The sequence below is a fragment of the Streptomyces sp. C genome, from assembly GCF_000158895.1.
GTDB classification, from domain to species: domain Bacteria; phylum Actinomycetota; class Actinomycetes; order Streptomycetales; family Streptomycetaceae; genus Streptomyces; species Streptomyces racemochromogenes.
Genome location: NZ_GG657750.1, coordinates 4477292 through 4501565, shown reverse-complemented (window position 1 = coordinate 4501565; position 24274 = coordinate 4477292). Strand labels below are relative to the sequence as shown.

Below are 24274 nucleotides of genomic sequence, written 5' to 3'. Positions count from 1 at the left end.
CGGCCCCCACATCCATGTTTCCGGGCCAGGGGCGCGCCTACCCGCACGAGAGCCCGATCAGGGCCCCCTCCAGACCCCCCAGACGCGACAGATCGCTACGCGCTCCTCACATCTCAGCGTCCGACGACCGCCTGTGGCTGATACCCGCACGAGAGGACGAACAGAACAGCGGGGGAAGCCGACAGGCGCGACAGATCGCTACGCGCTCCTCATTGCTCGGCGGCCGGCGGTCGGGTGGGGCTGATGCCCGCAGCGGAGGAGAATGGGCGCATGAGCGGGAAGTACGCGGACCTGGACGGCGTCCTGGGGATTGGCGAGGACGCCGATGGGGTCGCGTTCTACCTGTTGATCACGGCGGGTGAGCTCACCTACGACAAGAGCGGGAAGGCCTTCGGCCACATCCAGGTCATCCTCTTCCAGACGGCGGCACCGGGGCGGCCGGCGGACGCGAACGACATGTTCGAGACCGACGAGCTGGACGGCCTGGCCGCCGAGCTCCGTCGAGGAATCCTCGACTGGTACGGCGACCGCATGGAGTTCCGCCTCCCCACCCCCGCAGAGCGCTACGAGATCCACGCCGCGACCGGATGGACTCAGGCACCGCCGAAACCGAGATAGGTCCAGGACACCCCGGGCCGTCCGTGCGGGTCCTCGCGTTCCGCGAGGTGGAGGAGGTCCAGCCCGCACGTCCGGGCGAGGTCTACGGTCTCCCCTGCGGTGACGGCGAACATCCGCCGGCCCGCCGGAACCGGCCCGTGCCGCAGCGAGAGCACCACTCGACCCCCGCTCGCGAGCAGACCGGCCAGTCGGCCCATCCCTGCCACGCGCTCCCCTTCGTCCAGGTGCATCCAGACCGCCGTCAGGAGGATCAGCTCGAAGCGACGGGCCTCCAGGCCTGGCAGCCCGGGCAGCGCGTCATCGACCCACTCGATCCCCCGCCCCGCATGAATGCGCATCCCCACAGTCCGCAGTTCAGCGGTCGGTTCAACCGCGACCACCCGATGCCCTCGCCCGGCCAAGGCCGCCGCGTCCCGTCCGCTGCCCGCCCCGATGTCCAGGACCGAGCCCGGCTGGGTCGGAAAGAGGTGCAGGACCTCACGGTGCACCTCTTCGAAGGTCACGCTCTCGTACTGCTCGGCAAGCACCTCGGCCGCCTCGCCATATCCGGCCGTGCCGGCCCGCCCGCCGAAAGCCTTGTCGTCCATGGCAACGGACCCTACGCCGCTCCATATCAACCTCTCGTGCGGGTATCAGCCACAGACGGTCGTCGGACGCCGAGACGAGAGGAGCGCGTAGCGATCTGTCGCGCCTGGGTGGTCCGGGATCTCGACTCTTGGGGGCCCGGATGCCCGGCGGGCCGGCGCCCGGCCCCTCGCCCATCGCTGAGAGACCCGTCCCTTCACCATGGACCGTGCCGTCCTTTTGGGGGTTTCCCGGCAGTCTTCGTTTTTCCGTGGCGGGACGGCCTGTCAAGGGTGGCCGAAGGCCATCGCGTAGCGACGCGACGAAGGAGCGCCCTTGACAGGCCGGCCCGACGCGGAAGGACGATGAGACTGACGGGAAACCCCCATACCTTCACTGAGACCGTCCGGCTGGACCCCGTCAGCCCGTGACGCCGCCGAGGAACGCCACCCAGGCCGCAGGGGCGAGGGCCAGCTCGGGTCCGGCCGCCACCTTGGAGTCCCGGACGTGGACGGTGTCCGCACAGGCGGCCACCTCGACGCAGTTGTCGCCGTCCGTGCCGCTGTAGGTCGACTTGTGCCAGGAGAGGGCTACTTCGACGCAGTTGTCGCCGTCGTTGCTGCTGTAGCTGCTCTTGAACCAGTGCAGATCGGCATTGCTCATAGCGTCCCTCGCGTTCTCTCCAACAGGCCCAAGGAGTCTGCCGGGTTGAGAGCCTGCGAACGCAGTTTGGCATACCGCCGCTGGAGAATGCTGACCTCTTTGGGGTCCGAGATGAGGACCCCGGTGCGCTGCCCCTCGCTGTAACCGAACCACTGATGGTCGGGGTCTCCAGAAGGCTGACGGGGCCGTCGAGACCCGCGTGGTCCGTCTGATCGCGAGGCATGATCTGGACGGTCAGATTGCGCGATCGGGCCATTTCCAGGATGTGGGCGATCTGCTCACGCATGACCTCTGCTCCGCCGAAGTGACGGTCGAAGACCGACTGCTCGATGACGAAGCTGAAGGAGGAGTTCGGCAGGTCGGCCAGTATGTGCTGACGTTCCAGCCGACCGACTACCTGCGCCTCGACCTGCCCGTCCCGCAAGGGCGGCACCCGCTCCGCGAACGTGTTCCGCGCATACCCCTCCGTCTGCAACAACCCCGGCACCATCCGGCACTCGTACGTGTACAGGCTCAGCGCCGTCGGCTCCAGCAGGGCCCACTTCCGGAACCACGACGCCACCCGCCTCGGCCGCGTCAGGTACTGGGCCGCGCCCTTCACCGCCCCGAAGCAGTCGAGCTGCTCCTCGACCAGCTCCACCAGCCGTTCACTCGGGTAGCGGCGGGCTTGTTCCACCGAGGCGATGTACTCCGCGGAGTAGCCGATCAGCTCGCCCAGGCCCTCCTGGGTGAGGCGGGCGCGTTTTCGGAAGGCCTTCAGGACCGCCGCGAAGCTGCGGAGGGCCCCGTTCGGGTCCTCGAAGTCCTGTTCCTCTTCGGTCTCACAGCCGGCGTCGTCCACACGCTCCACCTCTGACACCCCCAACTCACGCACCTCCGCGCCATGTTCCGGGCACCCCCTCCCCCCGGACCAGTACCTCCACTCGTACAGCGCGGCCAGTAGCAGCAGCTCGGTCAAACTCGACCACCCGCGATCACCAACGGCCTTTACAACCACAGGTTTTCACGTATGCTCCAGCTCACCACCAAAACAGTGTCCGGGGGAAACAATAATGCTCATCGCCATCGCCACCGCCACCGCCGCCCTCACCACCCCCCTCGCCGCCCTCCTCACCCACCGCGCCCTCCGCCGCGCCGCCAACGCCCGCCTGATGCCGATCACGACACCGAACGGCATCGACGAACAACGCTTCGTCCGCATCGGCGGCATCGACCAGTGGGTCTCGATCCGGGGCGAGGACCGGGCGAACCCCGTGCTGCTGGAGATCCACGGTGGCCCGGGCGCGGCCAACTCCCCCTACGGCGCCCGCACCCGGGCCTGGGAGCGGCACTTCACCCTCGTCCGGTGGGACATGCGAGGAGCCGGCCTCACCTTCGCCAACGGCGGCGCGCCCACCCAAGGCCCCGGCCCGGCCACCTTCGAGCAGCTCTACGCCGACGCCCTCGAAGTCACCCACCACGTCCGCGAGCGCCTCGGCGTGGACCGGGTCGTCCTCCTCGCGAGCTCCTTCGGCACCGTCTTCGGGCTCCGCCTGGCCCGCAACCACCCCGAGCTCTACTCGGCGTACGTCGGCACCGACCAGAACGTCCTGGAGGCGGGCCGCGACACCACCGCGTACGACGCCACCCTCGACCGGCTCCGGGCGGCGGGCAAGGCCAAGCAGGCGGCGGAGATCGAGGCCATGGGCCCGGACCCGCGCCGGTGGACCACGGCGCAGCGGACGGCGTACGACAAGCTGTGCGCGGGCAGCGACCCGCTGACGCTGGACACCGTGAAGAAGGTCATTCTCGGCTCGCTCTGGCTGTCGCCGCTGTACTCCCTCCGCACGATCGCGGCGTACTTCAAGGCGCAGGCCTTCTCGGAGACCGTCACCCCCGGCTCCCACGACATCGACGTCTGGGCCGACGGGACCACCTTCGAGATCCCCTTCTTCGTCTTCCAGGGCGCCCAGGACGTGATCACCCCGGCGGCCCGCGCGAAGGCGTACTTCGACGCGGTCGACGCCCCCCGCAAGGCCTTCGCGCTGATCGAGGACGCGAGCCACTTCGCGGCCCTGCGCCACCCGGACCGCTTCCTGACCCTCCTCCTCACCCACGTCCACCCGGCCGCCACGGCCACCCCGGCCGTCACGGCCTGACCGCGAGGCGAGTCAGTCCGCCGTCCCGCGCGGCACGACCCACCGCATCGGCTGGCCCGTGACCTCGGCGATCATGTCGTAGTCGCCGTCGTAGTGCAGGACGGTCGCGCCGTGCCGCTCGGCGGTCGCCGCGATGACCAGGTCCGGCAGGGAAACCGCCTTCCAGTTCCCCGCCACGATGAGCTGCTTCTGCACGTCCAGTGCCCGGTCCCACACCTCGTCCGGGGTCGAGAGCCAGGCGAAGGCCCCCAATCCGGCCCGCACCCGGTCGGCGTCCCCCTTGGAGCGGGCGCTGTACAGGACCTCCAGTTCCACCGCCCCGCACACCCCCAGCACTCCCGCCACGTGCAGCGGATCGATGACGGCGCGGACGGCAGGCTTGGGGTAGCGGGCGAGGGCCGACTTGTCGATCAGGAAGCGCCCGGTCATGCCGCCCTGGCCTGCGCATCGCCCGCCTCACCCGCGGGCTGATCCACCGGGCCCGTCAGGTCCGGAAGCCCACCCTCGGCGAGCCAGCTCAGGAACTCTTCCCGCTTGCGACGGTTCACGGCATCTTGAAGGGCCGCGTTCACCGTGGCGACCTTCGTCTTCGTGCCGAAGAGCTCGGCGGCCTCCGCCAGCAGGGCATCGTCCACATCGATGACGGTTCTGGCCATGATGACCTCCTCGGCGCGGGGCTACCTGCCTCCGCTCACTTAAACGATATCAAGATCGATGACAAGAGATATCGTTTCTGCGGTCAGAGGCAGGCCACACCCACCTCCTCTACGCCCCCGACCCCGCCCAGAGCCCCTCCGACGTCAGCCCCAGCAGGTCGATCGCGTTGCCGCGGACGATGCGCTCGACCACGTCCGGGTCCAGGTGGCCCATCTGGGCCTCGCCGACCTCGCGGGACTTCGGCCAGGTGGAGTCGGAATGGGGGTAGTCCGTCTCGTAGAGGACGTTGCCCACCCCGATGTCTCCCAGGTTGCGCAGCCCGAAGGCGTCGTCGAAGAAGCAGCCGTAGACGTGCTCGGCGAAGAGCTCGGACGGGGGGCGGTGGACCTTGTCGGCGACGCCGCCCCAGCCGCGGTTCTCCTCCCAGACCACGTTCGCGCGCTCCAGGATGTAGGGGATCCAGCCGATCTGGCCCTCGGCGTACATGATCTTCAGGTTGGGGAAGCGCTCGAACTTGCCGCTCATCAGCCAGTCCACCATCGAGAAGCAGCAGTTGGCGAAGGTGATGGTGGAGCCGACGGCCGGCGGGGCGTCCGCGGAGGTGGAGGGCATGCGCGACGAGGAGCCGATGTGCATGGCGATGACCGTGCCGGTCTCGTCGCACGCCTGGAGGAAGGGGTCCCACGCGTCGGTGTGGATCGACGGGAGTCCCAGGTGCGGGGGTATCTCGGAGAAGGCGACGGCGCGCACGCCCCGGGCCGCGTTGCGGCGGACCTCCTGCGCGGCCAGCCGGGCGTCCCAGAGGGGGATGAGGGTCAGCGGGATGAGGCGGCCCCCGGCCTCGGGGCCGCACCACTCCTCCACCATCCAGTCGTTGTAGGCGCGTACGCCGAGCAGCCCGAGCTCGCGGTCCTCGGCCTCGGTGAAGGTCTGACCGCAGAAGCGCGGGAAGGTGGGGAAGCAGAGGGCGGACTGGACGTGGTTGACGTCCATGTCGGCGAGGCGCTCGGGAACCGAGAAGGAGCCCGGGCGCATCTGCTCGTAGGTGATGACTTCCAGCTTGATCTCGTCACGGTCGTACCCCACCGCGGTGTCGAGGCGGGTGAGCGGCCGGTGCAGGTCCTCGTACACCCACCAGTCGCCGATCGGGCCGTCGTCGCCCTTGGCGCCCATGACGGGCGCGAACTTGCCGCCGAGGAAGGTCATTTCCTTGAGGGGCGCGCGGACGATCCGGGGGCCGGTGTCGCGGTACCTGGACGGGAGGCGGTCCCGCCAGACGTTGGGGGGCTCAACCGTGTGGTCGTCCACCGAGATGATCTTCGGGAAGGTCTCCATGCGGTCTAAGGTAGCGCTGAACTGACGAACCGTCAGCTATTCGCACCGCTCCACCGCAGTCCCGGCCGCAGTCCCACCGCAGTCGTACTTCGGCCAGGAACGGTTGGCTCCGCCACGGGCTGACTTGTACGTGCAACACAGGGCAGACTGACCCTTGAACCGACGGAAGGCAGGGGGGACGACAGATGGACGGCGTACCGCCCATCCCGCAGCAGCGGAACCACCCCGACGCGGCCCGGTCCCACAGCGGCACCGGCATCGCGCCGGACGCTTCAGCACCCGAACCCCCCGGCGGGCCCGGCGCCCCCGCCCCCTCCGACAACCGCTTCGCCGTCCTCGGCCCCGTCCGCGCCTGGCGCGGCGCCGAGGCGCTGCCCTCCGGCAGCCCCCAGCAGCGCGCCCTGCTCGCCGTCCTGCTGCTGCGCGACGGCCGCACCGCCACCGCGCCCGAGCTGATCGACGCCATCTGGGGCGAGGACCCCCCGCAGCAGGCCCTCGCCACCATCCGCACGTACGCCTCCCGGCTCCGCAAGGTCCTCGAACCCGGGCTGCTCGTCAGCGACGCCGGCGGCTACGCCGTCCGGCTGCGCCACCAGGAGGCCCTGGACCTCGGGATCGCCCGCAGCCTGGCCGCCGACGCCGAGAAGGCCCGCGCCGCCGGCGACCGCGCCCTCGCCCGTACGCTGCTGGCCCGCGCCCTGGAGATGTGGGACGGCGAGCCCCTCGCCGGGGTCCCCGGCCCGCACGCCGAGACCGAACGCACCCGCCTGTCCGAGTGGCGCCTCCAGCTGCTGGAGACCCGCCTCGACCTCGACCTGGAGGTCGGCCAGCACGCCGAGGCCGTCTCCGAGCTCACCGCCCTCACCGCAGCCCACCCCCTCCAGGAGCGGCTGCGCGAGCTGCTGATGCTCGCCCTCTACCGCAGCGGCCGCCAGGCCGAGGCCCTCGCGGTGTACGCGGACACCCGCCGGCTCCTCGCCGACGAGCTCGGCGTCGACCCGCGCCCCGAGCTGTCCGCGCTCCAGCAGCGGATCCTGAACGCCGACGCCGAACTCGCCCGCGCCGAGGACCCCGCCCCCACCGCCGCGCCCGTCCCCGTGAGGCCCGCCCAGTTGCCCGCCACGGTGCCCGACTTCACCGGCCGCGCCCCCTTCGTCGCGGAACTCGGGGAGATCCTCGCCGGCGCCGACGGGCAGGTCATGGCCGTCTCCGCGCTGGCCGGCATCGGCGGCGTCGGCAAGACCACCCTCGCCGTGCACGTCGCCCACGCCGCCCGGCCGCACTTCCCCGACGGGCAGCTCTACGTCGACCTCCAGGGCACCGAACCCCGCCCCGCCCTCCCCGAAGCCGTCCTCGGCTCCTTCCTGCGGGCCCTCGGCACCCCCGACAGCTCCATCCCCGACTCCCCCGCCGACCGGGCCGCGCTCTACCGCTCGATCCTCGACGGCCGCCGCGTCCTGGTCCTGCTCGACAACGCCCGCGACGCCGCCCAGGTCAGGCCGCTGCTGCCCGGCACCGCCGGCTGCGCCGCCCTCGTCACCAGCCGGGTCCGGATGTCGGGCCTCGCCGGGGCCCATCTCGTCGACCTCGACGTGATGAGCCCCGAGGAGGCCCTGCAGCTGTTCACCCGCATCGTCGGCGCCGAGCGGGTGGGCGCCGAGCGGCAGGCCGCCCTCGACGTCGTCGGCGCCTGCGGCTTCCTGCCGCTCGCCATCCGCATCGCCGCGTCCCGGCTCGCCGCCCGCCGCACCTGGACCGTCTCCGTCCTCGCCGCCAAGCTCGCCGACGAACGCCGCCGCCTCGACGAGCTCCAGGCCGGCGACCTCGCCGTCAAGGCCACCTTCGAGCTCGGCTACGGCCAGCTGGAGCCCGCCCAGCAGCGCGCCTTCCGCCTCCTCGGCCTCGCCGACGGCCCCGACGTCTCCCTCGCCGCCGCGGCCGCCGTCCTCGACCTCCCCGAGCACGACACCGAAGACCTCTTGGAGGCTTTAGTCGACTGCTCCCTGCTCGAATCCGCCGCTCCCGGCCGCTACCGCTTCCACGACCTCGTACGGCTCTACGCGCGTGCGTGCGCCGAACGCGACGAGCAGCCCACCGGCCGCGCCGACGCCCTCGACCGGCTCCTCGACTTCTACCTCGCCACCGCCGCCCGCGTGTACGCGGTCGAACGCCCCGGGGACCGGCTCCCCGCCCACCTCAGCGCCACCCGCCACCCCGGCCTGGCCCTCACCGACCCCCGTACCGCCCTGGACTGGCTCTTCGCCGAGGCCGACCCGCTGCTCGCCTGCGCACGCCAGTCCGCCGGCCGGCCGGACGCCCTGCGCCGGGCCGTGGACCTGCTGTGGGCGGCCAAGGACCTCGCCGAGTCCGGCGCCAACTCCAAGCAGTACGAGTCCGCCGCGCTCACCCTGTGCGAGGCCGCCCGCGCCGCCCGGGACCCGCGCTCGGAGGGCCGGGCGCGCACCACCCTCACCATGGTCCACCTGTTCGCCGGCCGGTTCGCCGAGGCCGACGAGCAGGCCCGCCAGGCCATGGAGCTGGCCCGCGGGGCCGGCGACCCGCTGCCCAGCTGCTGGGCGCCCAACGACCGGGGCATCATCGCCCTCTACCAGAAGCGCTACGAGGACGGGGAGCGCTACCTGCTGGAGGCCATAGAGAGCTTCCGCGCCGACGACAACCACATCGGCGAGGCCAGCGCCCTGTGCAACCTCTCCCGCATCCACGTCGGTCTGGGCCGCCTGGACAGCGCCATCGACCTGGCCCGGCAGGGCATCGCCGTCTACGACCGGATGGGCCTGACCCTGCGCCTGGCCAACGGCCGCTACGCGCTCGGCATCGCCCTCACCCAGGCCGGCCGGCTCGGTGAGGCCCTGGACCAGCTCGGCGAGGCCCTGTCCCTCTTCCACGACAACCGGCAGCCGCTGTGGGAGGGCGTCACGCACTTCCGGCTCGCGGAGGCCCACCTGGCGGCGGAGCGGCCCACCCTGGCCGCCAAGCACGCCGAGCAGGCGATCGCGCTGCGCGGCATCGGCGGGGAGTGGCGGCGGGCTACCGTGCTGACGGTCCTGGGCAAGGCGCTGCGGCGGCTCGGCCAGCCGGACCGGGCGCGGGCGTGCTGGCGGGACGCGGAGACGGTCTTCGCCCAGCTCGGGTCGGCGGAGCTGTCCGAGGTGCGGGCCCTGCTGGCGTCCGAACTGGCCGCCTGACCTGCTCGTTCGCGGGCGGGCGGCGGGCCGCTGCGCGATGGACGTGGACGTTCATCGTTCGTTTATCGCCGGGCGCCACGATAGGTACATCGACCCGGCGCTTCGGGGGACTACCGGGCCGGTTGGAGGACTACCCGTTCGGCGGTCCACGGGGGAACCGCCGAACGGGCCCGACCCAGCACGGGCCCGACTCATGATCAGGAGCCGAGATGACGACGAACGAGAACAGCCTGCCGCTCGACGGGGACATCAGACCGTTCGACAACCACGCCTCGGGCGCCGAGATCGACCCGCGGGAGCTCCCGGTGGAGCCTCCCGTGGTGCGGCCCGGTGAGACTCCGGACGACAACCACGCCTCCGGCGAGGAGATCGTCTCGCTGGACAACCACGCGTCCGGCCCGCGCCCGTAACACCGGGAGCAGGGCACGGCGTACGGGGGAAACGTACGGGGGAAGTGCGTACGGGGGGCCTTGAGCGGTCGTACGGGGGAGCCGCTCGGGGGCGTACGGGGGAAGAACGCAAGGACGGACGGCCCACGGGGGATTCGGGGGAATTCGGGGCCGTCCGCACGGGGGAACGAGCGCGGCGGTCGCGGTGGCCGGAGGGGGACCACCGCGGCCGCCGCCTTTCCGTATCCGGATCCGGTACGCCGTAGGGTGTGACCGTGTTCACTTCTCAGGGACCCAGCCTGCGCGAACTGGCCGTCCAGGCCCTCTCGTCCGTCGAGCACGGCTACGACCTGCTCGCGCCGAAGTTCGACCGGACCCCGTTCCGGACCCCGGACCGGATGCTCGACGCCGTGGAGGAGACCCTCGCGGCGTGGGAGGGCTCCTTCGGGTCGGGGCTGGACGTGTGCTGCGGTACGGGTGCGGGCCTGGGGATGCTGCGCCGGCTGTGCCGGGACCGGGTGACGGGGGTGGACCTCAGCGCGGGCATGCTGGCGGAGGCCGCGCGGGCGCATCCCGAGGGCGTGGACCTCGTACGGGCCGACGCGCTGGCGCTGCCGGACGCCCTCGGGGACTCCTACGACCTGGCGGTGAGCTTCGGCGCCTTCGGGCACTTCCTGCCGTCGGAGCGGCCGGCCCTGTTCTCGGGGGTGCACCAGGCGCTGCGGCCGGGCGGGGTGTTCGCCTTCCCCGTCGGCGCCCCGATCCCGCCGACCTCCCCGGTGTGGTGGGCGGCGGCGGGCTTCGACGCGGCGATGCGGGTCCGCAACGCGGTGTGGCGGCCGCCGTTCGTCATGTACTACCGCACCTTCCCGTTCGGCCCGGTCCGCGCCGATCTGGAGGCGGCGGGCTTCCGGGTGGAGACGGTCCCGCTGGAGCACTTCGGGTACCGGGAGGACGGCACTCCGCGCTGGCGGCTGCTGCTGGCCCGCAAGCCGGTGTGATCACCAGACCCGGTCGAAGGGCAGGTGCACCCGCAGCTGGTCGGTGAGGTCGTTGCCGGCGCGCAGGCGGGCCGTGTCGTTGGCGGACAGGGCGCGGCCGTAGACGCGTACGTCGTCCAGGGCGCCCGCGTAGAAGGCCTTGTAGTCGGGCTGCGTGCCGAGGTGGACGGTGAAGGCTCCGGTGGGCCGGAAGTCCATGTGGTCCGGGGCGAGTCCGGTGGTGGCCGGCGGGGCGCCGTCGACGGAGAGTTCCAGGCGGGTGCCCCTGCGCTGGAGGACGACGTGGTGCCAGGCGTCGTCGTCGGTGCGGGTGGGGGCGGTGACGGAGGCGGGGCCGGTACCGGCGTTGACGGTGGCTTCGAGGCGGCCGGTGGCGGGGTCGGCCTCGATGCGGAGCTGTCTGGCGGCCGGGCCCTGGCCGTAGGCCCAGAACAGGGGCTGGCGCAGGCCGCTGTCCCGGTCCTGGCCGCGGGTCTTGTACTTGACCCAGGTGGCGACGGCGAAGTCGCCGTCGCCGATGCGGAGCTGGTCCGGGCAGTCGACCAGGCGCAGGAAGTCGTCCTTGCCGTCAAAGCGCATGGCCTTGCCGCCGTCGGGGCGGTTGCCGAGCCTGGGGGCTCCGTGGACGACGGCGTGGTGGTGGAACGGCGTGGCGTCGGTGGTGCGGCGCGGGGTGAGGTCCTCGGTGGCGGCCTGGAGCTCGTGGGGGCCGAAGGCGGTGAATTTGACGTAGCCGTGCGGGGTGCCGTTGGCGGTCTCGTAGAGCAGGCCGACGCGGCCGCCGGGCAGGACGGTCATGTCGGAGTAGCCGGCGCGCTCGCGCAGGACGACGGCGCCGTCCTTGGACCAGGTGCGGCCCTCGTCCTTGGAGGTGCGCACGGCCAGGGTCCAGCGGTCGGAGAACTCGGCGCCGGGCCGGCTGGGCGCGGACAGCAGCAGGGGGCCGCCGGGCAGCTGGAGCACGGATCCGGCGGCGGGCGGGGCCGGGAGGTCGGTGACGGGGCGGAAGCCGGGGTCGGGGACGGCGGGTGCGGCGGCGTCCTCGACGATCGCGGCGATGCGGTGGTCGGGGGTGCCGCAGGTGGCGGTGGAGCGGGCGTTGACGTAGATCCGGCCGTCCGGAAGCTGGGTGAGGGCGGGTTCGTTGGGGGCGGGGGTGCCTTCGGGGGCGCCCCAGCGGGCTCCGGGCTTCCAGGTGAGGCCGCCGTCGTCGCTGTAGAGGAGCTGGGCGCCGGATTCGCCGGACTCGGTGCGGTAGTCGGCGCTGACGACGAGCCGGCCGGGGCGGTCGGGGCGGGTCGGGGTGAGCTGGATGCCGTGGCCGGGTCCGACGGAGACCCAGGCCCAGTCGGCGCCCTTGAGCTGGGGCTGCGGGGCGGGGTCGGTGGTCCAGCTCGCGCCGTCGTCGGTGCTGTGGGCCAGGCGCAGTTCGCGGGGGCCGCGGACGCGGTTGCCGTCGGTGTCGGGGGTCCAGGTGCTGTAGGCGTGGAGCAGGGTGAGGCGTCCGGAGGCGGAGTCGACGACGGGGACGGGGTTGCCGTAGGCGCCGGGGTCGCCGGTGCCGCGGATGACCTGCATGGGGCCCCAGGTGCGGCCCTCGTCGGTGGAGCGTTTGAGGACGATGTCGATGTCGCCGATGTCGTTGCAGCTGGCGGTGCGGGCTTCGGCGATGGCGAGGAGGGTGCCGTCCTTGGTGGTGACGAGGGTGGGGATGCGGTAGCAGTCGTAGCCCTCGGTGAACGCGCTGAACGGCGCGGACACGGCGGCGGTCAGGCCGGTCGCCTTCTTCGCCTTCGCGGGTCCGCCGCCGTCGCGGCCGGCGGAGCCGGACGGTGACGGGGCGAGGGTGAGCCAGCCCGCGGTGCACAGGCCCAGTGCGGCGGTGGCGGCCCACGCCACCGCCGCTCTCCGTATCGGCCGGCGGGGCCGGAGCGGCCGGAGCGGCAAACGGAATCGGACACCTGACTGGTTTGACCTCACCCGTGCAGGCTAACGCGCTCGTCGGGCCGGGCCCCGGTCGGCGCGCGGCGGTCAGCGCCCCCGGAGTTCCGTCTTGAGGACCTTGCCGCTGGCGTTGCGCGGGAGGGCGGCGACGAACTCGACCTGGCGCGGGACCTTGTAGTTGGCCATCTCCCGCCGGGACCAGGCGATCAGGTCGTCGGCGGTGAGGGTGGAGCCGGGGCGGCGGACCGCGTACGCCTTGCCGACCTCGCCCAGCCGGGGATCGGGAACGCCGACGACGGCGACGTCGGCGATGTCGGGGTGGAGGCCCAGGAGTTGCTCGATCTCGGCGGGGTAGGCGTTGAAGCCGCCGACGATGAACATGTCCTTGATCCGGTCGGTGATGCGCAGGTTGCCCGCCGCGTCGAGGACGCCGACGTCGCCGGTGCGCAGCCAGCCGGCGGGGGTGATGGCGGCGGCGGTGCCCTCGGGGTCCTCGAAGTAGCCGCGCATGACGTGGTGGCCGCGGACCATGACCTCGCCGGCCGCGCCTGCGGGGAGGGCGGTGCCGTCGGGCCCGGTGACGCGGACCTCGGTGTCGGGGATGGCGCGGCCGGAGGTGGCGGCGACGGTCTCGGCGGGGTCGTCGCGGCGGCACATGGTGACGATGCCGCCGGCCTCGGAGAGCCCGTACGCGGTGAGGACGGTGGCGATGCGGAGTTCGGCGCGGAGCCGTTCGACGAGCTGGAGGGGGACGACGGCCGCCCCGGTGACGACCAGGCGGAGGGCGGACAGGTCGTGGTGGTCGCGCTGGGGGTGGTCGAGGAGGGACTGGTGGAGGGTGGGCGGGCCGGGGAGTACGGAGATCCGCTCGGCGGCGATGTTGGCGAGGACGGTGTCCACGTTGAAGACGGGCTGGGGGACCATCGTGGCGCCGCGCATCAGGCAGGCGATGATCCCGGCCTTGTAGCCGAAGGTGTGGAAGAAGGGGTTCACGATGAGGTAGCGGTCGCCCTCGCGCAATCCGGCGAGTTCGCTCCAGACGGCGTAGCAGCGCAGGGTCTGGGCGTGGGTGATGACGGCGCCCTTGGGGCTGCCGGTGGTGCCGGAGGTGAAGATGATGTCGGAGGGGGTGTCGGGGCCTATCGCGTCGGCGCGTTCGCGGACGGCGGCGGCGGGTACCGCGTCCCCGCCGGCGAGGAAGTCCTTCCAGGTGCGGAAGGCCTCGGGGGCGTCGTCGGCGAGGACGACGACCTGGTCGAGGTGGGGCAGGCCGGGGAGCGGGCCGGTGCCGGTGCCCTCGGCTGCGGCGCGGCGCAGGGAGGCGACGTAGGAGGTGCCGAGGAAGGTGCCGGTGAGGAAGAGCAGGCGGGCGCGGCTGCGGGCGAGGACGTAGGCGGCTTCGGCGCCCTTGAAGCGGGTGTTGAGGGGGACGAGGACGGCTCCGGCGGTGACGGCGCCGAGGGCGGAGACGATCCATTCGAGGGTGTTGGGTGCCCAGACGGCGACCCGGTCGCCCGGTTCGGTGCCGGCGGCGAGGCATGCGGCGGCGGCCCGTTCGACGCGGGCGCCGAGTTCCGCGTAGCTGATGCGGGTGCGGCCGTCGACGACGGCCTCGCGGTCGCCGTAGCGCTCGGCGGCGTCGCGCACGAGGGCGGCGACGGTGCGCCAGCGCAGGTCGCCGCGGGGGTCGGAGCCCGCTCCGGTGCCGGTGTCCTTTGCGGGGTCCTCCGCGGAGTCCCTTCCGATGCCGTCCGCGCCCGCGCCCTCGTACATCCGCCCGCCCCTCCCTGGAACCCAGTAGCTGACTATCCGTCAGATTAGCTGTAGCCTTCGCGGCTGTCAGTACTGGTGCACGCACCCGGAGGTGGCGATGGCGGCAACGCTCAAGGACGCTACGGCAATCGTCGGCATCGGCCAGACCGCCTTTGCCAAACGGCTGCCGTCGACCGAGAAGGAACTGGCCTGCCGGGCGATCCTCGCCGCCCTCGCCGACGCGGGCATCACACCCTCCGAGGTGGACGCCTTCGCCTCCTACACGATGGAGGAGACCGACGAGGTCGAGGTCGCCAAGGCCATCGGCGCCGGCGACGTCACCTTCTTCTCCAAGGTCGGCTACGGCGGCGGCGGTTCCTGCGCCACCGTCGGCCACCTCGCCGCCGCCATAGCCACCGGCCAGGCCACCGTGGGCGTCGCCTGGCGCTCCCGCAAACGCGGCTCCGGCCCCAGACCCTGGAAGAACACCGCCGTCCAGCTGCCCACCCCCGGCCAGTGGACCCGCCCCTTCGGGCTGCTGCGCCCCGCCGACGAGATCGGCATGCTGGCCCGCCGCTACATGCACGAGTACGGGGCCACCCGCGACCACCTGTTCAACGTCGCGATGGCCTGCCGCAACCGGGCCAACGAGAACCCCGCCGCGATGATGTACGAGCGCCCGCTGACCCGCGAGATGTACATGAGCTCCCGCATGATCAGCGACCCGCTCTGCCTCTTCGACAACTGCCTGGAGACGGACGGCGCGCTCGCCTGCGTGATCGTCTCCGCCGAGCGCGCCCGGGACTGCCGGCACGAGCCCGTCTACGTGCACTCCGCCGCCCAGGGGCTGCCCGCCCAGCACCACGGGATGGTCAACTACTGGAACGACGACCCGCTGTCCGGGCCCGCCTGGACCGCCGCCCGCCACCTGTGGAAACAGGCCGACTTCGGCCCGTCCGACGTGGACGTCGCCCAGATCTACGACGCCTTCACCCCCCTGATCCCGCTCTCCCTGGAGGGCTACGGCTTCTGCGGGCGCGGCGAGGGCGCCGCCTTCACCGAGGGCGGGGCGCTGGAACTCGGCGGCCGGCTGCCGATCAACACCGGCGGCGGCGGGCTGAGCGAGGCGTACGTCCACGGGTTCAACCTGATCAACGAGGGCGTCAAGCAACTGCGCGGCACCTCCACCGCCCAGGTGCCGGACGCCGCCACCTGCCTGGTGACGGCGGGCGAGGGCGTCCCGACGTCCGCGATCCTGCTGCGCGCGTGAGGAGCCGACCGATGACCACCACCGAAGAGACCACCGCCGGGAAGGGCGCCGGCGGGGAGGCTGCCGCCGGGGAGGTTGCCGCCGGGAAGGCTGCCGCCGGGGGGACCGCCGGCGGGAAGGCTGCCGGTGGGGAGGACGCCGCCGGGGAGGACGCTTCCCTGTTGCTGCCCGTGCCCGACGAGGACGGCGCCCCCTTCTGGGAGTACGCCGCCCGGGGCGAACTCCGCGTCCAGGCCTGCACCGCCTGCGGCCGGCTGCGCTTCCCGCCCCGCCCCTGCTGCCCGCACTGCCAGTCCTTCGACGGCGAGTGGCGCCGGATGAGCGGCCGGGGCCGGATCTGGTCCTGGGTCCGGCCGCACCCGCCGCTGCTGCCCGCGTACGCCGCGCAGGCCCCGTACAACGTCGTCCTCGTCGAGCTGGCCGACGCCCCGCAGATCCGGCTCGCCGGGAACCTGGTCACCTCCGCCGACGCCCCGCTGAACTCCGTCGACCCGGCGCGGCTGCGCATCGGCGCCCGGGTGCAGGCGGTGTTCACCGAGGTCGGCGGGATGAGCGTGCCGCGCTGGGTCCTGGAGAAGGCATGACGCTGCGCGTGGAGCGGGACGAGGCCGCCGGGGTCGCCGTCGTCACCCTGGACCGGGCGCGCCGGCACAACGCGATCGACCTGGAGACGGCCGCCGCCCTGGCCGGGGTGTGGCGGGAGCTGCGCTTCGACGGGGACGTGCGGGCGGTGGTGCTGACGGGCGCGGGCACAGCCGCGTTCTGCACGGGGATCGACCGGTCGGCCGAGGTGCCGCAGCCGGAGTCCCCGTACTCGGCGGACGACCCGCTGATCGCTATCGGCCCGAAGGCCAACGACCTGTGGAAACCGGTGGTCGCCGCCGTCAACGGCATGGCCTGCGGCGGCGCGTTCTACCTGCTCGGCGAGGCCGAGTTCATCGTCTCGTCGACCGCCGCGACGTACTTCGACCCGCACACCTCGTACGGGATGGTCAGCGCCTACGAGGCCGTGTACATGGCGCAGCGGATGCCGTTCGGGGAGGCGGCCCGGATGTCCCTGATGGGGACGGCCGAACGGCTCTCCGCGCGGCGGGCGTACGAGATCGGGCTGGTGTCGGAGCTGGCGGAGCCCGGGGAGCTGCTGGAGGCGGCGCTGCGGTCGGCGCGGACGCTGGCCGGGTTCCCGACGGAGGCGGTCCAGGGCACGGTGCGGGCGCTGTGGTCGGCGAAGCGGGCCGCGCTCCAGCAGGCCCTGGACCAGGCGCCGGCGCTGATCGCCCTGGGGAACCTCCCGCCGGAGCGGCAGGCGGACCTGTTCGCGTCCCGGCGGCCGGGGACGGAGTTCCGGGTGCGCTGATGGGGGCGGGGGCGGGGCCGGCCTCGACCCCGCCTCGGCCTCCGCCTCCGTCCGACGTGTCGGCATTCACCACCGGACACCCGGAACGCGCCCCTCCGTTCGCTCTGCCACCAGCGAAGACGCCGCCGGCGCCGTGCTTTGCCGGTGGAACCGTGGTTGCATCCGACGACCGAACCCGGCGGCAGCCGCACACCCCCCGCGTCCCTTCGGTGAGCACCGCATCACCAAGAGGAGCACGGCACAGTGCGACGCACCATCTCCACCGAGATCACCATCGACGCGACCCCCGAGGAGGTCTGGGCGGTCCTCGCCGACCTCCCCCGCTACTGCACCTGGAACCCTTTCATCCGCGAGGCCGCCGGGGAAGCGGTCCCCGGGGAGCGGCTCACCCTGACGATGTACCCGGCGTCCGGGAAGCCCACGACCTTCCGGCCCACCGTCCTGGTCGCCTCCCCGGGCAGCGAGCTGCGCTGGCTCGGGCACTTCCTCGTCCGCGGCCTCTTCGACGGCGAGCACTACCTGCGCCTGTCCGAGGGCCCGAACCGCACCACCCGGCTGGAGCACGGGGAGCGCTTCCGCGGCGTCCTGGTCCCCTTCCTCGGCAGGATGCTCGACGGGACCGCGCGCAACTTCGCCGCGATGAACGACGCCCTGCGAGCCCGCGCGGAATCGGCCCGCACCACGTCCTGACGCACCTGACGTGCGGCGGCGGGGCTCCGGACATAGCGTCGGGATCATGACCTCATGAAGCCATGGCCCTCTGGCCCTCTGGCCCCATGACCCCTACCCCGGGAGGGCTGGGCATGATCCGCAACGCAATCGGCTCGCTCATCGGCCTGATCGGGGCGGCGGCGGCCGTCTGGAGCCCCTTCCGCGCCTGGTACGACGGCCGCCCCGGCCGCGACTACCGCATCGAGGAGCTGTTCGCCGGCTCCGGCATCACCGACGACGGAGCCGCCGTGCTGGGCTCGCTGCTGCTGCCGTTCCTGTTCGCGGCACTGCTCACACTGCTCGCGGTCGTGCGGCGCTCGCGGCTGCTGATGGCGCTCGCGGGGGTCGTCGTACTGGGCTTCGCGGTGCTGTGGATGGTCCGCCAGGGCCAGGCGGCCGGGGGCCTGTCCGTCGGCGTCGAGGGCACCGGCATCGGCTCCGGCGTCGCGACCGCCTTCGGCGCGGGCGCCCTGCTGCTGCTCGCGGCGGCGATCATGCGCGGCCGCCGCCGCACGCGTCGCGACCTCCCGCACGACGGGGTCGACCCGGTGGACCCCCACCGGTGGGCCCCGACGTCGCCGCAGGACCACTGAGACGGCGGCGGGCCCGCTATCTCCCCCTCGACCCCCCGGGGTGGGGCGGGGGTTGCCCACCCGCCCCCTTGTCTGCGGGCCGGTGACTCGGGGGCGGTATCCCCCGGGACCGGATCAGGGAGGGTTGGGGGTTTCCCGTCAGTCCCATCGTCCTTCCGGTTCGGGCCGGCCCGTCAAGGGCGCTCCTTCGTCGCGTCACTTCGTGATCGCCTTCGGCGACCCTTGACAGCCCGACCCGCCCCGGAAAGCCGAAAGACTGCCGGGAAACCCCCAAAGAAACGGCGCCGGCCTCGAAGCGCCGGTCGTCTACGGCGTGGAGGGCCCGGCGTGGGCCGCCCTGAAGGCGACCGAGCAGCACACCGGGAGCAGTCTGGCCGACTCGAAGATGTTCGAGGCCGCGCTGACGGCGGCCCGGCTCGCGGAGCCCCACCCCGATCTGCTTGCCGCCAGCTCCCACATGCTCGCCGTGGCCACCGCACCGGGGCGTTCCGCGTAGGAACGGCGGCGGCCCCGCACCCGGGAGAGGGGGCGGGGCCGACCGGCGCGTGCGGTGGATCGGGCTCAGACGGTGCCGGAAGCGGCGATCTCGATCTTGGCCTTGGTGGCGCCGGAGGGGGAGCCCAGGGCCTCGATCTTGTCGACGACGTCCGTGCCCTCGACGACCTTGCCGAAGACGACGTGCTTGCCGTCGAGCCACGGGGTCAGGACGGTGGTGATGAAGAACTGCGAGCCGTTGGTGTTGCGGCCGGCGTTCGCCATCGACAGCAGGTACTTGCTGTCGTGCTTCAGGTCGAAGTTCTCGTCCTCGAACTTCGCACCGTAGATGCTCTTGCCACCGGTGCCGTTGTGGTTGGTGAAGTCACCGCCCTGCAGCATGAACTGCGGGATGACGCGGTGGAAGCCCGAGCCGGCGTAGCCGTAGCCGTTCTGGCCGGTGGCCAGCTGGCGGAAGTTCTCGGCCGTCTTCGGGACGACCTTGTCGAACAGCTCGAAGACGATGCGGCCGGCCGGCGCACCGTCGATGTTGATGTCGAAGAATACGTTGCTCATGGGTCCCATCCTGTCACTCCTGGTACCAACCGCACCCCGGCGGGGTTGTGGACGGGCCCCCTGGCGCGTCGCGGAGCCCCCTGTGGAGGACGGCGGAGGCCCCCGCCGGAGGGTGGCGGGGGCCTGGTGCGGGTCGGGTCAGGCGCTGGTGCGGGTGCCCGTGCCCTTCGCGGCGTCCAGGGCGTAGACGCAGCGGTCCTTGCTGCACGCGTACACCACGCCCGCCTCCGCCACTGGGGCGCCGGTGATCTCGCCGCCCGTCGCCAGCTTCCAGCGGAGCTGGCCGCCCGCCGCGTCCAGCGTGTACAGGCAGTGGTCGGCGGAGCCGAAGTGGACGCGGCCGTCCGCGACCACCGGCGGGCCGGTGATCTCGCCGCCCGCCGCGAACCGCCACTTCGGGGTGCCGGTCACCGCGTCCAGCGTGTACAGGGCGCTGCCCGCGCCCAGGTGGACGCTGCCGTTCGCGACGAGCACCGGGTCCGACGCCGGGCGCGGCTCGGTGGCGATGCGCCAGCGGTCCTTGCCGGTGGCCGCGTCCAGGGCGTAGACGGTGCCCAGGTAGTCCGCGAGGTAGACGCCGCCGCCCGTGACCGCCGGGCCGGGGGCGAAGGCCGGCGGGGCCAGGAAGACCGCGGGGGCCTCGAAGTGCCAGCGGACCCGGCCCGAGGCCCGGTCGACGGACAGCACGCGGGTGCCCGCGGCGACGTACACGTTGCCGTCGGGGGCGGGCGTGACGCGGACCGGGACGTTGCCGCAGGAGGCCGCGTCACCGACCGGGTACGACCAGGCCTCCTGCCCGGAGCGGGCGTCCAGCGCGCGCAGCCGGGCGTCCTGCCACACGTACACGGTGCCCTCGTGCAGGACGGGCGCCGCCTCCGGGGTCTCGAAGTCGGACTGGGCGCCGCTCAGCTCCCACAGCTTCTGCCCGTTGGACGCCTCCCAGCCCTGCACGCCGCCGCCGCGCGTGGCGGTGATGACCGTGCCCCGCTCGGCGCGCAGCGCGTACACCCAGGCGTCGGCGTTCAGCCGCCACCGCTCGGAGCCGTCCTTCGCGTCCAGGGCGAACAGGGACGGCCCGTCGGAGGCGTGGATGCGGCCGTCGGCGACCGCCATCGACCAGGCCACGTCCCGCGTCTTGAACTGGCGCCGGCCGCTGCCGACGTCCAGGGCGTGCACCTCGAAGGAGGTGACGTAGAGGAGGTCGCCGGCCACGGTCGGCGTGCCCCACACCTCGTTGGACATGCGGAACCGCCACGGCCGCCAGCGCCCGCTGTCCGGCGACGGACCGGGAGCCGGTACGGACGGGGTCGCCGCCGGCGCCACCGCCGACGCCGGAGTGCCGGCCGGCGGGCGCACCCAGCCGGTCGCCGAGTCCGCCCCGGCGTGCCCCGCCGGGGCGGAGGCCGTCGCTCGCGGCCCGGGCCCGATCGGCACCGGCGAACCGCCCAGCCGTACGGGCATGCCGGGCATCGACGACACCGGCACCGGCGCGGGCCCCCGTACCGGCGGCGGGGTCAGCGGCGGCCGGTCCGGGCGCGGCGGCACGGCCTGCCCAGTACACGGGTCCACGAACGGGTCGGCGGCGCCGCGCGCCGGCCGGCGGTGCGTGGACGGGCCGGCGCCGGCGGGCGGCGCCGCATGGCCGACGGGGGCCGGGGTGGTCCCCGTACGGTTGCCCGCGCGCCGGGCCTCGATCATCGCGACGGCCCGCTCCGGCAGCCACGCCGAGGCCGTCCCGCTGTCGTCACCGCCGTCGAACAGGTGCGGGGCCAGCTGCGCCTGGAGGTCGGCGGGGGTCGGGCGCTGCGTGGCGTCCATCTGCATGCAGGAGTCGATCAGCGGCCGCAGCTCGTCCGGCAGCCCCTCCAGGTTGGGGCCCTCGCGCAGCAGCATGAACACCGTCTCGACCGGGTTCGCCCCGTGGTACGGCGGGTGCCCGGTCGCGGCGAAGACGAGGGTCGAGCCGAGCGAGAACACGTCGCTGGCGCCCTTGACGCTGCGCGAGTCCTTCGCCTGCTCGGGCGACATGTACGCCGGGGTGCCGACGGCGACGTTCGTCATCGTCAGGCGGGTGTTGGACACGCCGCTCGCGATGCCGAAGTCGATCACGCGGGGGCCGTCCTCGACGACCAGCACGTTGGACGGCTTCAGGTCGCGGTGGACCAGCCCCGCGCCGTGGATGGACTGCAGCGCCTCGGCGATGCCGGCCGCGAGCCACCGCACGGCCTGGGCGGGCATGGGCCCGCACTCGTTGACGATCTCCTCCAGCGAGGGCGCCGGCACGTACGCCGTGGCCAGCCACGGCACCGCCGCGCGCGGGTCCGCGTCGACGACGGCCGCCGTGTAGAACCCGGACACGGCGCGCGCCGCCTCCACCTCGCGGGTGAACCGCACCCGGAACAGCTGGTCCTCGGCCAGTTCCGTGCGCACCGTCTTGATCGCGACCCGGCGTCCGGACGCCGACCGTGCGAGATAGACCAGCCCCATGCCGCCGGCGCCGAGCCGTCCCAGCACCTCGAAGGGGCCGATCCGTCTCGGGTCGTGCTGCGTCAGCTGCTCCACCACTCGCCTCCACTACCTCCCCGTACGGGCCCCTGCCGGACCCGCTTCCACCCGTGCGCGGCTGCCAAGGGGCACGCGCACCGGTACGGACCCGATTCTGTCAGGCCCGCGCCTGGTCCGGCCCCGGCTACGGGTGTGCGTTGGGACGCGGCTGCGGCGAGGGCTCCTACGACGGCTCCGACAGCAGCGCGAAGACCGCCCCCTGGTTGTCCGCGACGACCGCGATCCGCCCGTACGGCGTGTCGAAGGGATCGGCCGTGACGCGCCCCCCGAGCCGCTGCACGGTGGCGACGGCGCGGTCGCAGTCGGGGACGGCGAAGTAGACCAGGAAGTGCGCCGGCATGATCTCCGGGAAGGCATCGGTGATCAGGCTGCGGCCGAGGACGGCCGTGTCGGGGCCGGGCACGCTGCCGGGCGGGGACCAGACGCGGTACTCGACGCCGGTCCCGGAGTCGTCCTGGTCCTGGGGGACGTAGCCGAAGACGTTGGCGTAGAAGACGTCGACGGCGTCGCGGGCGCGCGTGTAGACCTCCGCCCAGCAGTACGTGCCCGGCTCGTCCTGCGCCTCGAACCCGTGGTGGGTGCCGGGCTGCCACAGGCCGAAGACGGCCCCGCCGGGGTCGGCGGCCATCGCGGCGGTGCCGTACGGGCCGACGGGCTGCGGGTCCATCACCATCTGGCCGCCGGCGGCGCGGATGCGGGCCGCGCAGGCGTAGGCGTCGGAGGTGTACAGGTACACGCCCCAGACGGTGGGCATGCGGCCGTCGGGCTTGGGGGCGAGGGCGGCGACGTTGCGGCCCCGGCTGTAGGCCTGGGTGTAGCCGCCGTATTCGGCGCCGGCGGGATCGGAGAAGGTCCACCCGAAGAGCTCTCCGTAGAAGCGCTTGCCCGCCTCGACGTCCGGGAGGGAGGCGTCGACCCAGCAGGGCGAGCCTTCCGCGAATGCGGCTGCGGCCATGGGGCGGTTCCTTCCGTCGTGCGGGTGGAGCGTGGTGGTGCGGGTGGTGCGGGTGGTGTGGGTTGGGTGGTGTGGGTTGGGGCCTGGTGGGGCGGTTGGGTAGCTTGTGTGGCTTGTCCGGACAGGGGGTGTTTCATGCCTGTGAACCATGGTCCGCCCGATAACTTGTCCACAGCCTGTTGATAAGACTATTCGGGGGATACGGCCGGGTACGTACCGGGTCTCCCCGGCCCGAAGGGCGGCCGGAATCCGCCGCCGGACCCCGCCCGGAGGCCCTCCCGGGCAGGTCGACGGCCGGGTAACCCCATTTGCAGGCGGCCGAATAGCGCGCCGATCGCCCCTCGGTAAGCTGACGGCATGACAGGACAAGTACGCACCGTCGACGGGCGTGTCGCCGGCCGGCGCGGCCAGGCGACGCGGCAGAAGCTGCTCGACTGCCTCAGCGAGATGCTCAGCTCCTCGCCGTACCGCGACGTCAAGGTGATCGACGTCGCGCGCAAGGCCGGTACCTCCCCCGCGACCTTCTACCAGTACTTCCCGGACGTCGAGGGCGCCGTCCTGGAAATCGCCGAGCAAATGGCCACGGAGGGCGCACAGTTGACCGCGCTCGTCGAGGGCCGGAACTGGGTCGGCAAGGCCGGCTGGGCCGCCGCCGAGGAACTCGTCGAGGGATTCCTGGAGTTCTGGCGCAGCAACGACGCGATCCTGCGGGTCGTCGACCTCGGCGCCGCCGAGGGCGACAAGCGCTTCTACAAGATCCGCATGAAGATCCTGAACTCCGTCACCAACTCCCTCACGGAGTCGATGAAGGAGCTCCAGGCCAAGGGCAAGGTCGACAAGGACCTCAGCCCGGCCGCGATGGCGGGCTCACTCGTCGCGATGCTGGCGGCGGTCGCCTCGCACCAGAAGGGTTTCCAGACCTGGGGCGTCAAGCAGGCCGAGCTCAAGCCCAACCTGGCCCTGCTCGTGCACCTGGGCATCACCGGCAAGAAGCCGACCAGGTGACGGCGGACCCCCTGGAGGGTCCGCGTCCCACCGCACCCGCGATCAGCGCCGCTCCAGGCGGAACAGCCTGATCTCGCGCTCGATGCGCGCCTGGTACGTCGCGTACGGCGGCCAGAACCTCAGCACGGCCTGCCACGCCGCCGCCCGCTCGGCCCCCTCCAGCAGCCGGGCACGTACCGCGATGTCCTGCCCCTGCCAGCTCACGTCCGCGTCCGGGTTCTTGAGCAGGTTCCCGGTCCAGGCCGGGTGGCCGGGGCGGCCGAAGTTGGAGCCGATCAGCAGCCAGCTCACGCCTCCGTCCTCCGGCATGCACGCGAGCGGCGTGGTGCGCGGCTCGCCGGTCTTCGCACCCCTGGCGGTGAGGATCACGCCCGGCAGCATCCGGGCACTGAGCAGCACCTTTCCCCGGGTGAGGCGGTGCACGGCCTTGGTCCACGGCGGGGATGAAGTGAGGGGCGACTTTGGCGAAGAGAGGGGTCGAGGAGACCTTCTGCATCAACC

Annotated in this window: 21 protein-coding genes and 3 pseudogenes; 12 read left to right on the top strand and 12 right to left on the bottom strand. The window is 72.8% G+C overall.

Annotation, left to right across the window (positions count from 1 at the left end; translation table 11 throughout):
- The first annotated feature begins 270 nt into the window (after positions 1-270).
- Positions 271-618, top strand: a complete 348-nt coding sequence (locus SSNG_RS20260) for a hypothetical protein (protein WP_042801486.1) — start codon at positions 271-273, stop codon at positions 616-618.
- Here SSNG_RS20260 and SSNG_RS20255 read toward each other — a convergent pair.
- The 3 genes and pseudogenes from SSNG_RS20255 to SSNG_RS40030 all read right to left on the bottom strand — a co-directional run bounded on the left by SSNG_RS20255 (position 594) and on the right by SSNG_RS40030 (position 2686).
- Positions 594-1205 (bottom strand): class I SAM-dependent methyltransferase, encoded by a 612-nt coding sequence (locus SSNG_RS20255; protein WP_007265751.1) that lies wholly within the window; start codon positions 1203-1205, stop codon positions 594-596. The two genes, SSNG_RS20260 and SSNG_RS20255, sit on opposite strands and share 25 nt — an antisense overlap.
- Before the next feature lie 397 nt (positions 1206-1602).
- Complete coding sequence (locus tag SSNG_RS20250; protein WP_042801483.1) at positions 1603-1845, bottom strand: DUF397 domain-containing protein; 243 nt, start codon at positions 1843-1845, stop codon at positions 1603-1605.
- Positions 1842-2686 (bottom strand): annotated as a pseudogene (locus SSNG_RS40030) (helix-turn-helix transcriptional regulator). Before SSNG_RS40030 ends, SSNG_RS20250 begins: the two are co-directional and overlap by 4 nt.
- A 211-nt stretch (positions 2687-2897) precedes the next feature.
- Here SSNG_RS40030 and SSNG_RS20235 point away from each other — a divergent pair.
- Positions 2898-3983 carry an alpha/beta hydrolase gene (locus tag SSNG_RS20235; protein ID WP_042801478.1) on the top strand — a complete coding sequence of 362 codons (1086 nt, stop codon included), beginning with the start codon at positions 2898-2900 and terminating at the stop codon, positions 3981-3983.
- A gap of 12 nt (positions 3984-3995) precedes the next feature.
- Here the strand turns inward: SSNG_RS20235 and SSNG_RS20230 are convergent, their stop codons facing one another.
- From SSNG_RS20230 to SSNG_RS20220, 3 genes are all read right to left on the bottom strand, one after another.
- Positions 3996-4412, bottom strand: coding sequence for a PIN domain nuclease (locus tag SSNG_RS20230; protein ID WP_007265748.1), 417 nt, complete (start codon positions 4410-4412; stop codon positions 3996-3998).
- Entirely contained in the window at positions 4409-4639 is a 231-nt protein-coding gene (locus SSNG_RS20225; RefSeq protein WP_007265747.1) for a type II toxin-antitoxin system VapB family antitoxin, read from the bottom strand. The genes SSNG_RS20230 and SSNG_RS20225 overlap by 4 nt, the downstream gene beginning before the upstream one ends.
- Before the next feature lie 109 nt (positions 4640-4748).
- A complete protein-coding gene (locus tag SSNG_RS20220; protein WP_007265746.1) occupies positions 4749-5975 on the bottom strand; it encodes an amidohydrolase family protein in 1227 nt (408 codons plus the stop codon).
- Positions 5976-6160: 185 nt separating this feature from the next.
- On the opposite strand from SSNG_RS20220, the gene SSNG_RS20215 reads away from it, so the two are divergent.
- The 3 genes from SSNG_RS20215 to SSNG_RS20205 all read left to right on the top strand — a co-directional run bounded on the left by SSNG_RS20215 (position 6161) and on the right by SSNG_RS20205 (position 10571).
- A complete protein-coding gene (locus tag SSNG_RS20215; RefSeq protein WP_007265745.1) occupies positions 6161-9181 on the top strand; it encodes a BTAD domain-containing putative transcriptional regulator in 3021 nt (1006 codons plus the stop codon).
- Between the two features lie 209 nt (positions 9182-9390).
- The gene (locus SSNG_RS38045) at positions 9391-9591 is read left to right on the top strand and encodes a hypothetical protein (RefSeq protein WP_007265744.1); all 201 of its coding nucleotides are present in this window, start codon (positions 9391-9393) and stop codon (positions 9589-9591) included.
- Positions 9592-9845: 254 nt separating this feature from the next.
- On the top strand, positions 9846-10571 hold the full coding sequence (locus tag SSNG_RS20205) for a class I SAM-dependent methyltransferase (RefSeq protein WP_042803841.1): 726 nt from the start codon (positions 9846-9848) through the stop codon (positions 10569-10571).
- Here SSNG_RS20205 and SSNG_RS20200 read toward each other — a convergent pair whose 3' ends face one another.
- Entirely contained in the window at positions 10572-12470 is a 1899-nt protein-coding gene (locus SSNG_RS20200; protein WP_007265742.1) for a sialidase family protein, read from the bottom strand.
- 132 nt (positions 12471-12602) lie between these two features.
- Complete coding sequence (locus SSNG_RS20195; RefSeq protein WP_007265741.1) at positions 12603-14288, bottom strand: FadD3 family acyl-CoA ligase; 1686 nt, start codon at positions 14286-14288, stop codon at positions 12603-12605.
- 97 nt (positions 14289-14385) lie between these two features.
- On the opposite strand from SSNG_RS20195, the gene SSNG_RS20190 reads away from it, so the two are divergent.
- The 6 genes and pseudogenes from SSNG_RS20190 to SSNG_RS20165 all read left to right on the top strand — a co-directional run.
- A complete protein-coding gene (locus tag SSNG_RS20190; RefSeq protein ID WP_007265740.1) occupies positions 14386-15537 on the top strand; it encodes a lipid-transfer protein in 1152 nt (383 codons plus the stop codon).
- Between the two features lie 158 nt (positions 15538-15695).
- On the top strand, positions 15696-16121 hold the full coding sequence (locus SSNG_RS20185; protein ID WP_007265739.1) for an OB-fold domain-containing protein: 426 nt from the start codon (positions 15696-15698) through the stop codon (positions 16119-16121).
- A complete protein-coding gene (locus SSNG_RS20180) occupies positions 16118-16894 on the top strand; it encodes an enoyl-CoA hydratase/isomerase family protein (RefSeq protein ID WP_007265738.1) in 777 nt (258 codons plus the stop codon). The genes SSNG_RS20185 and SSNG_RS20180 overlap by 4 nt, the downstream gene beginning before the upstream one ends.
- A gap of 243 nt (positions 16895-17137) precedes the next feature.
- The gene (locus SSNG_RS20175) at positions 17138-17584 is read left to right on the top strand and encodes an SRPBCC domain-containing protein (protein WP_007265737.1); all 447 of its coding nucleotides are present in this window, start codon (positions 17138-17140) and stop codon (positions 17582-17584) included.
- A gap of 113 nt (positions 17585-17697) precedes the next feature.
- Complete coding sequence (locus tag SSNG_RS20170) at positions 17698-18198, top strand: hypothetical protein (RefSeq protein ID WP_206731315.1); 501 nt, start codon at positions 17698-17700, stop codon at positions 18196-18198.
- A 304-nt stretch (positions 18199-18502) separates the two neighbouring features.
- Positions 18503-18694: pseudogene (locus tag SSNG_RS20165) on the top strand (SAM-dependent methyltransferase); the annotation flags it as partial.
- Positions 18695-18759: 65 nt separating this feature from the next.
- Here SSNG_RS20165 and SSNG_RS20160 read toward each other — a convergent pair.
- The 3 genes from SSNG_RS20160 to SSNG_RS20150 all read right to left on the bottom strand — a co-directional run bounded on the left by SSNG_RS20160 (position 18760) and on the right by SSNG_RS20150 (position 22768).
- Entirely contained in the window at positions 18760-19248 is a 489-nt protein-coding gene (locus tag SSNG_RS20160) for a peptidylprolyl isomerase (protein WP_042801472.1), read from the bottom strand.
- 138 nt (positions 19249-19386) lie between these two features.
- Positions 19387-21813 carry a PQQ-binding-like beta-propeller repeat protein gene (locus SSNG_RS20155; RefSeq protein WP_206731314.1) on the bottom strand — a complete coding sequence of 809 codons (2427 nt, stop codon included), beginning with the start codon at positions 21811-21813 and terminating at the stop codon, positions 19387-19389.
- A gap of 163 nt (positions 21814-21976) precedes the next feature.
- Positions 21977-22768: a VOC family protein gene (locus SSNG_RS20150; RefSeq protein ID WP_007265732.1), complete on the bottom strand. Its 792-nt coding sequence runs from the start codon at positions 22766-22768 to the stop codon at positions 21977-21979.
- A gap of 357 nt (positions 22769-23125) precedes the next feature.
- Here SSNG_RS20150 and SSNG_RS20145 point away from each other — a divergent pair, with 357 nt between their 5' ends.
- The gene (locus SSNG_RS20145) at positions 23126-23773 is read left to right on the top strand and encodes a TetR family transcriptional regulator (protein ID WP_007265731.1); all 648 of its coding nucleotides are present in this window, start codon (positions 23126-23128) and stop codon (positions 23771-23773) included.
- Positions 23774-23815: 42 nt separating this feature from the next.
- Here SSNG_RS20145 and SSNG_RS20140 read toward each other — a convergent pair.
- Positions 23816-24272, bottom strand: a pseudogene (locus SSNG_RS20140) (nitroreductase family deazaflavin-dependent oxidoreductase).
- Between the last annotated feature and the right edge of the window lie 2 nt (positions 24273-24274).

Bases quoted from the DNA above. Each gene is read 5' to 3' on its own strand.
- SSNG_RS20260 (WP_042801486.1), top strand. From the start codon at position 271: ATGAGCGGGAAGTACGCGGACCTGGACGGCGTCCTGGGGATTGGCGAG.
- SSNG_RS20255 (WP_007265751.1), bottom strand. From the start codon at position 1,205: ATGGACGACAAGGCTTTCGGCGGGCGGGCCGGCACGGCCGGATATGGC.
- SSNG_RS20250 (WP_042801483.1), bottom strand. From the start codon at position 1,845: ATGAGCAATGCCGATCTGCACTGGTTCAAGAGCAGCTACAGCAGCAAC.
- SSNG_RS20235 (WP_042801478.1), top strand. From the start codon at position 2,898: ATGCTCATCGCCATCGCCACCGCCACCGCCGCCCTCACCACCCCCCTC.
- SSNG_RS20230 (WP_007265748.1), bottom strand. From the start codon at position 4,412: ATGACCGGGCGCTTCCTGATCGACAAGTCGGCCCTCGCCCGCTACCCC.
- SSNG_RS20225 (WP_007265747.1), bottom strand. From the start codon at position 4,639: ATGGCCAGAACCGTCATCGATGTGGACGATGCCCTGCTGGCGGAGGCC.
- SSNG_RS20220 (WP_007265746.1), bottom strand. From the start codon at position 5,975: ATGGAGACCTTCCCGAAGATCATCTCGGTGGACGACCACACGGTTGAG.
- SSNG_RS20215 (WP_007265745.1), top strand. From the start codon at position 6,161: ATGGACGGCGTACCGCCCATCCCGCAGCAGCGGAACCACCCCGACGCG.
- SSNG_RS38045 (WP_007265744.1), top strand. From the start codon at position 9,391: ATGACGACGAACGAGAACAGCCTGCCGCTCGACGGGGACATCAGACCG.
- SSNG_RS20195 (WP_007265741.1), bottom strand. From the start codon at position 14,288: ATGTACGAGGGCGCGGGCGCGGACGGCATCGGAAGGGACTCCGCGGAG.
- SSNG_RS20190 (WP_007265740.1), top strand. From the start codon at position 14,386: ATGGCGGCAACGCTCAAGGACGCTACGGCAATCGTCGGCATCGGCCAG.
- SSNG_RS20180 (WP_007265738.1), top strand. From the start codon at position 16,118: ATGACGCTGCGCGTGGAGCGGGACGAGGCCGCCGGGGTCGCCGTCGTC.
- SSNG_RS20170 (WP_206731315.1), top strand. From the start codon at position 17,698: ATGATCCGCAACGCAATCGGCTCGCTCATCGGCCTGATCGGGGCGGCG.
- SSNG_RS20160 (WP_042801472.1), bottom strand. From the start codon at position 19,248: ATGAGCAACGTATTCTTCGACATCAACATCGACGGTGCGCCGGCCGGC.
- SSNG_RS20150 (WP_007265732.1), bottom strand. From the start codon at position 22,768: ATGGCCGCAGCCGCATTCGCGGAAGGCTCGCCCTGCTGGGTCGACGCC.
- SSNG_RS20145 (WP_007265731.1), top strand. From the start codon at position 23,126: ATGACAGGACAAGTACGCACCGTCGACGGGCGTGTCGCCGGCCGGCGC.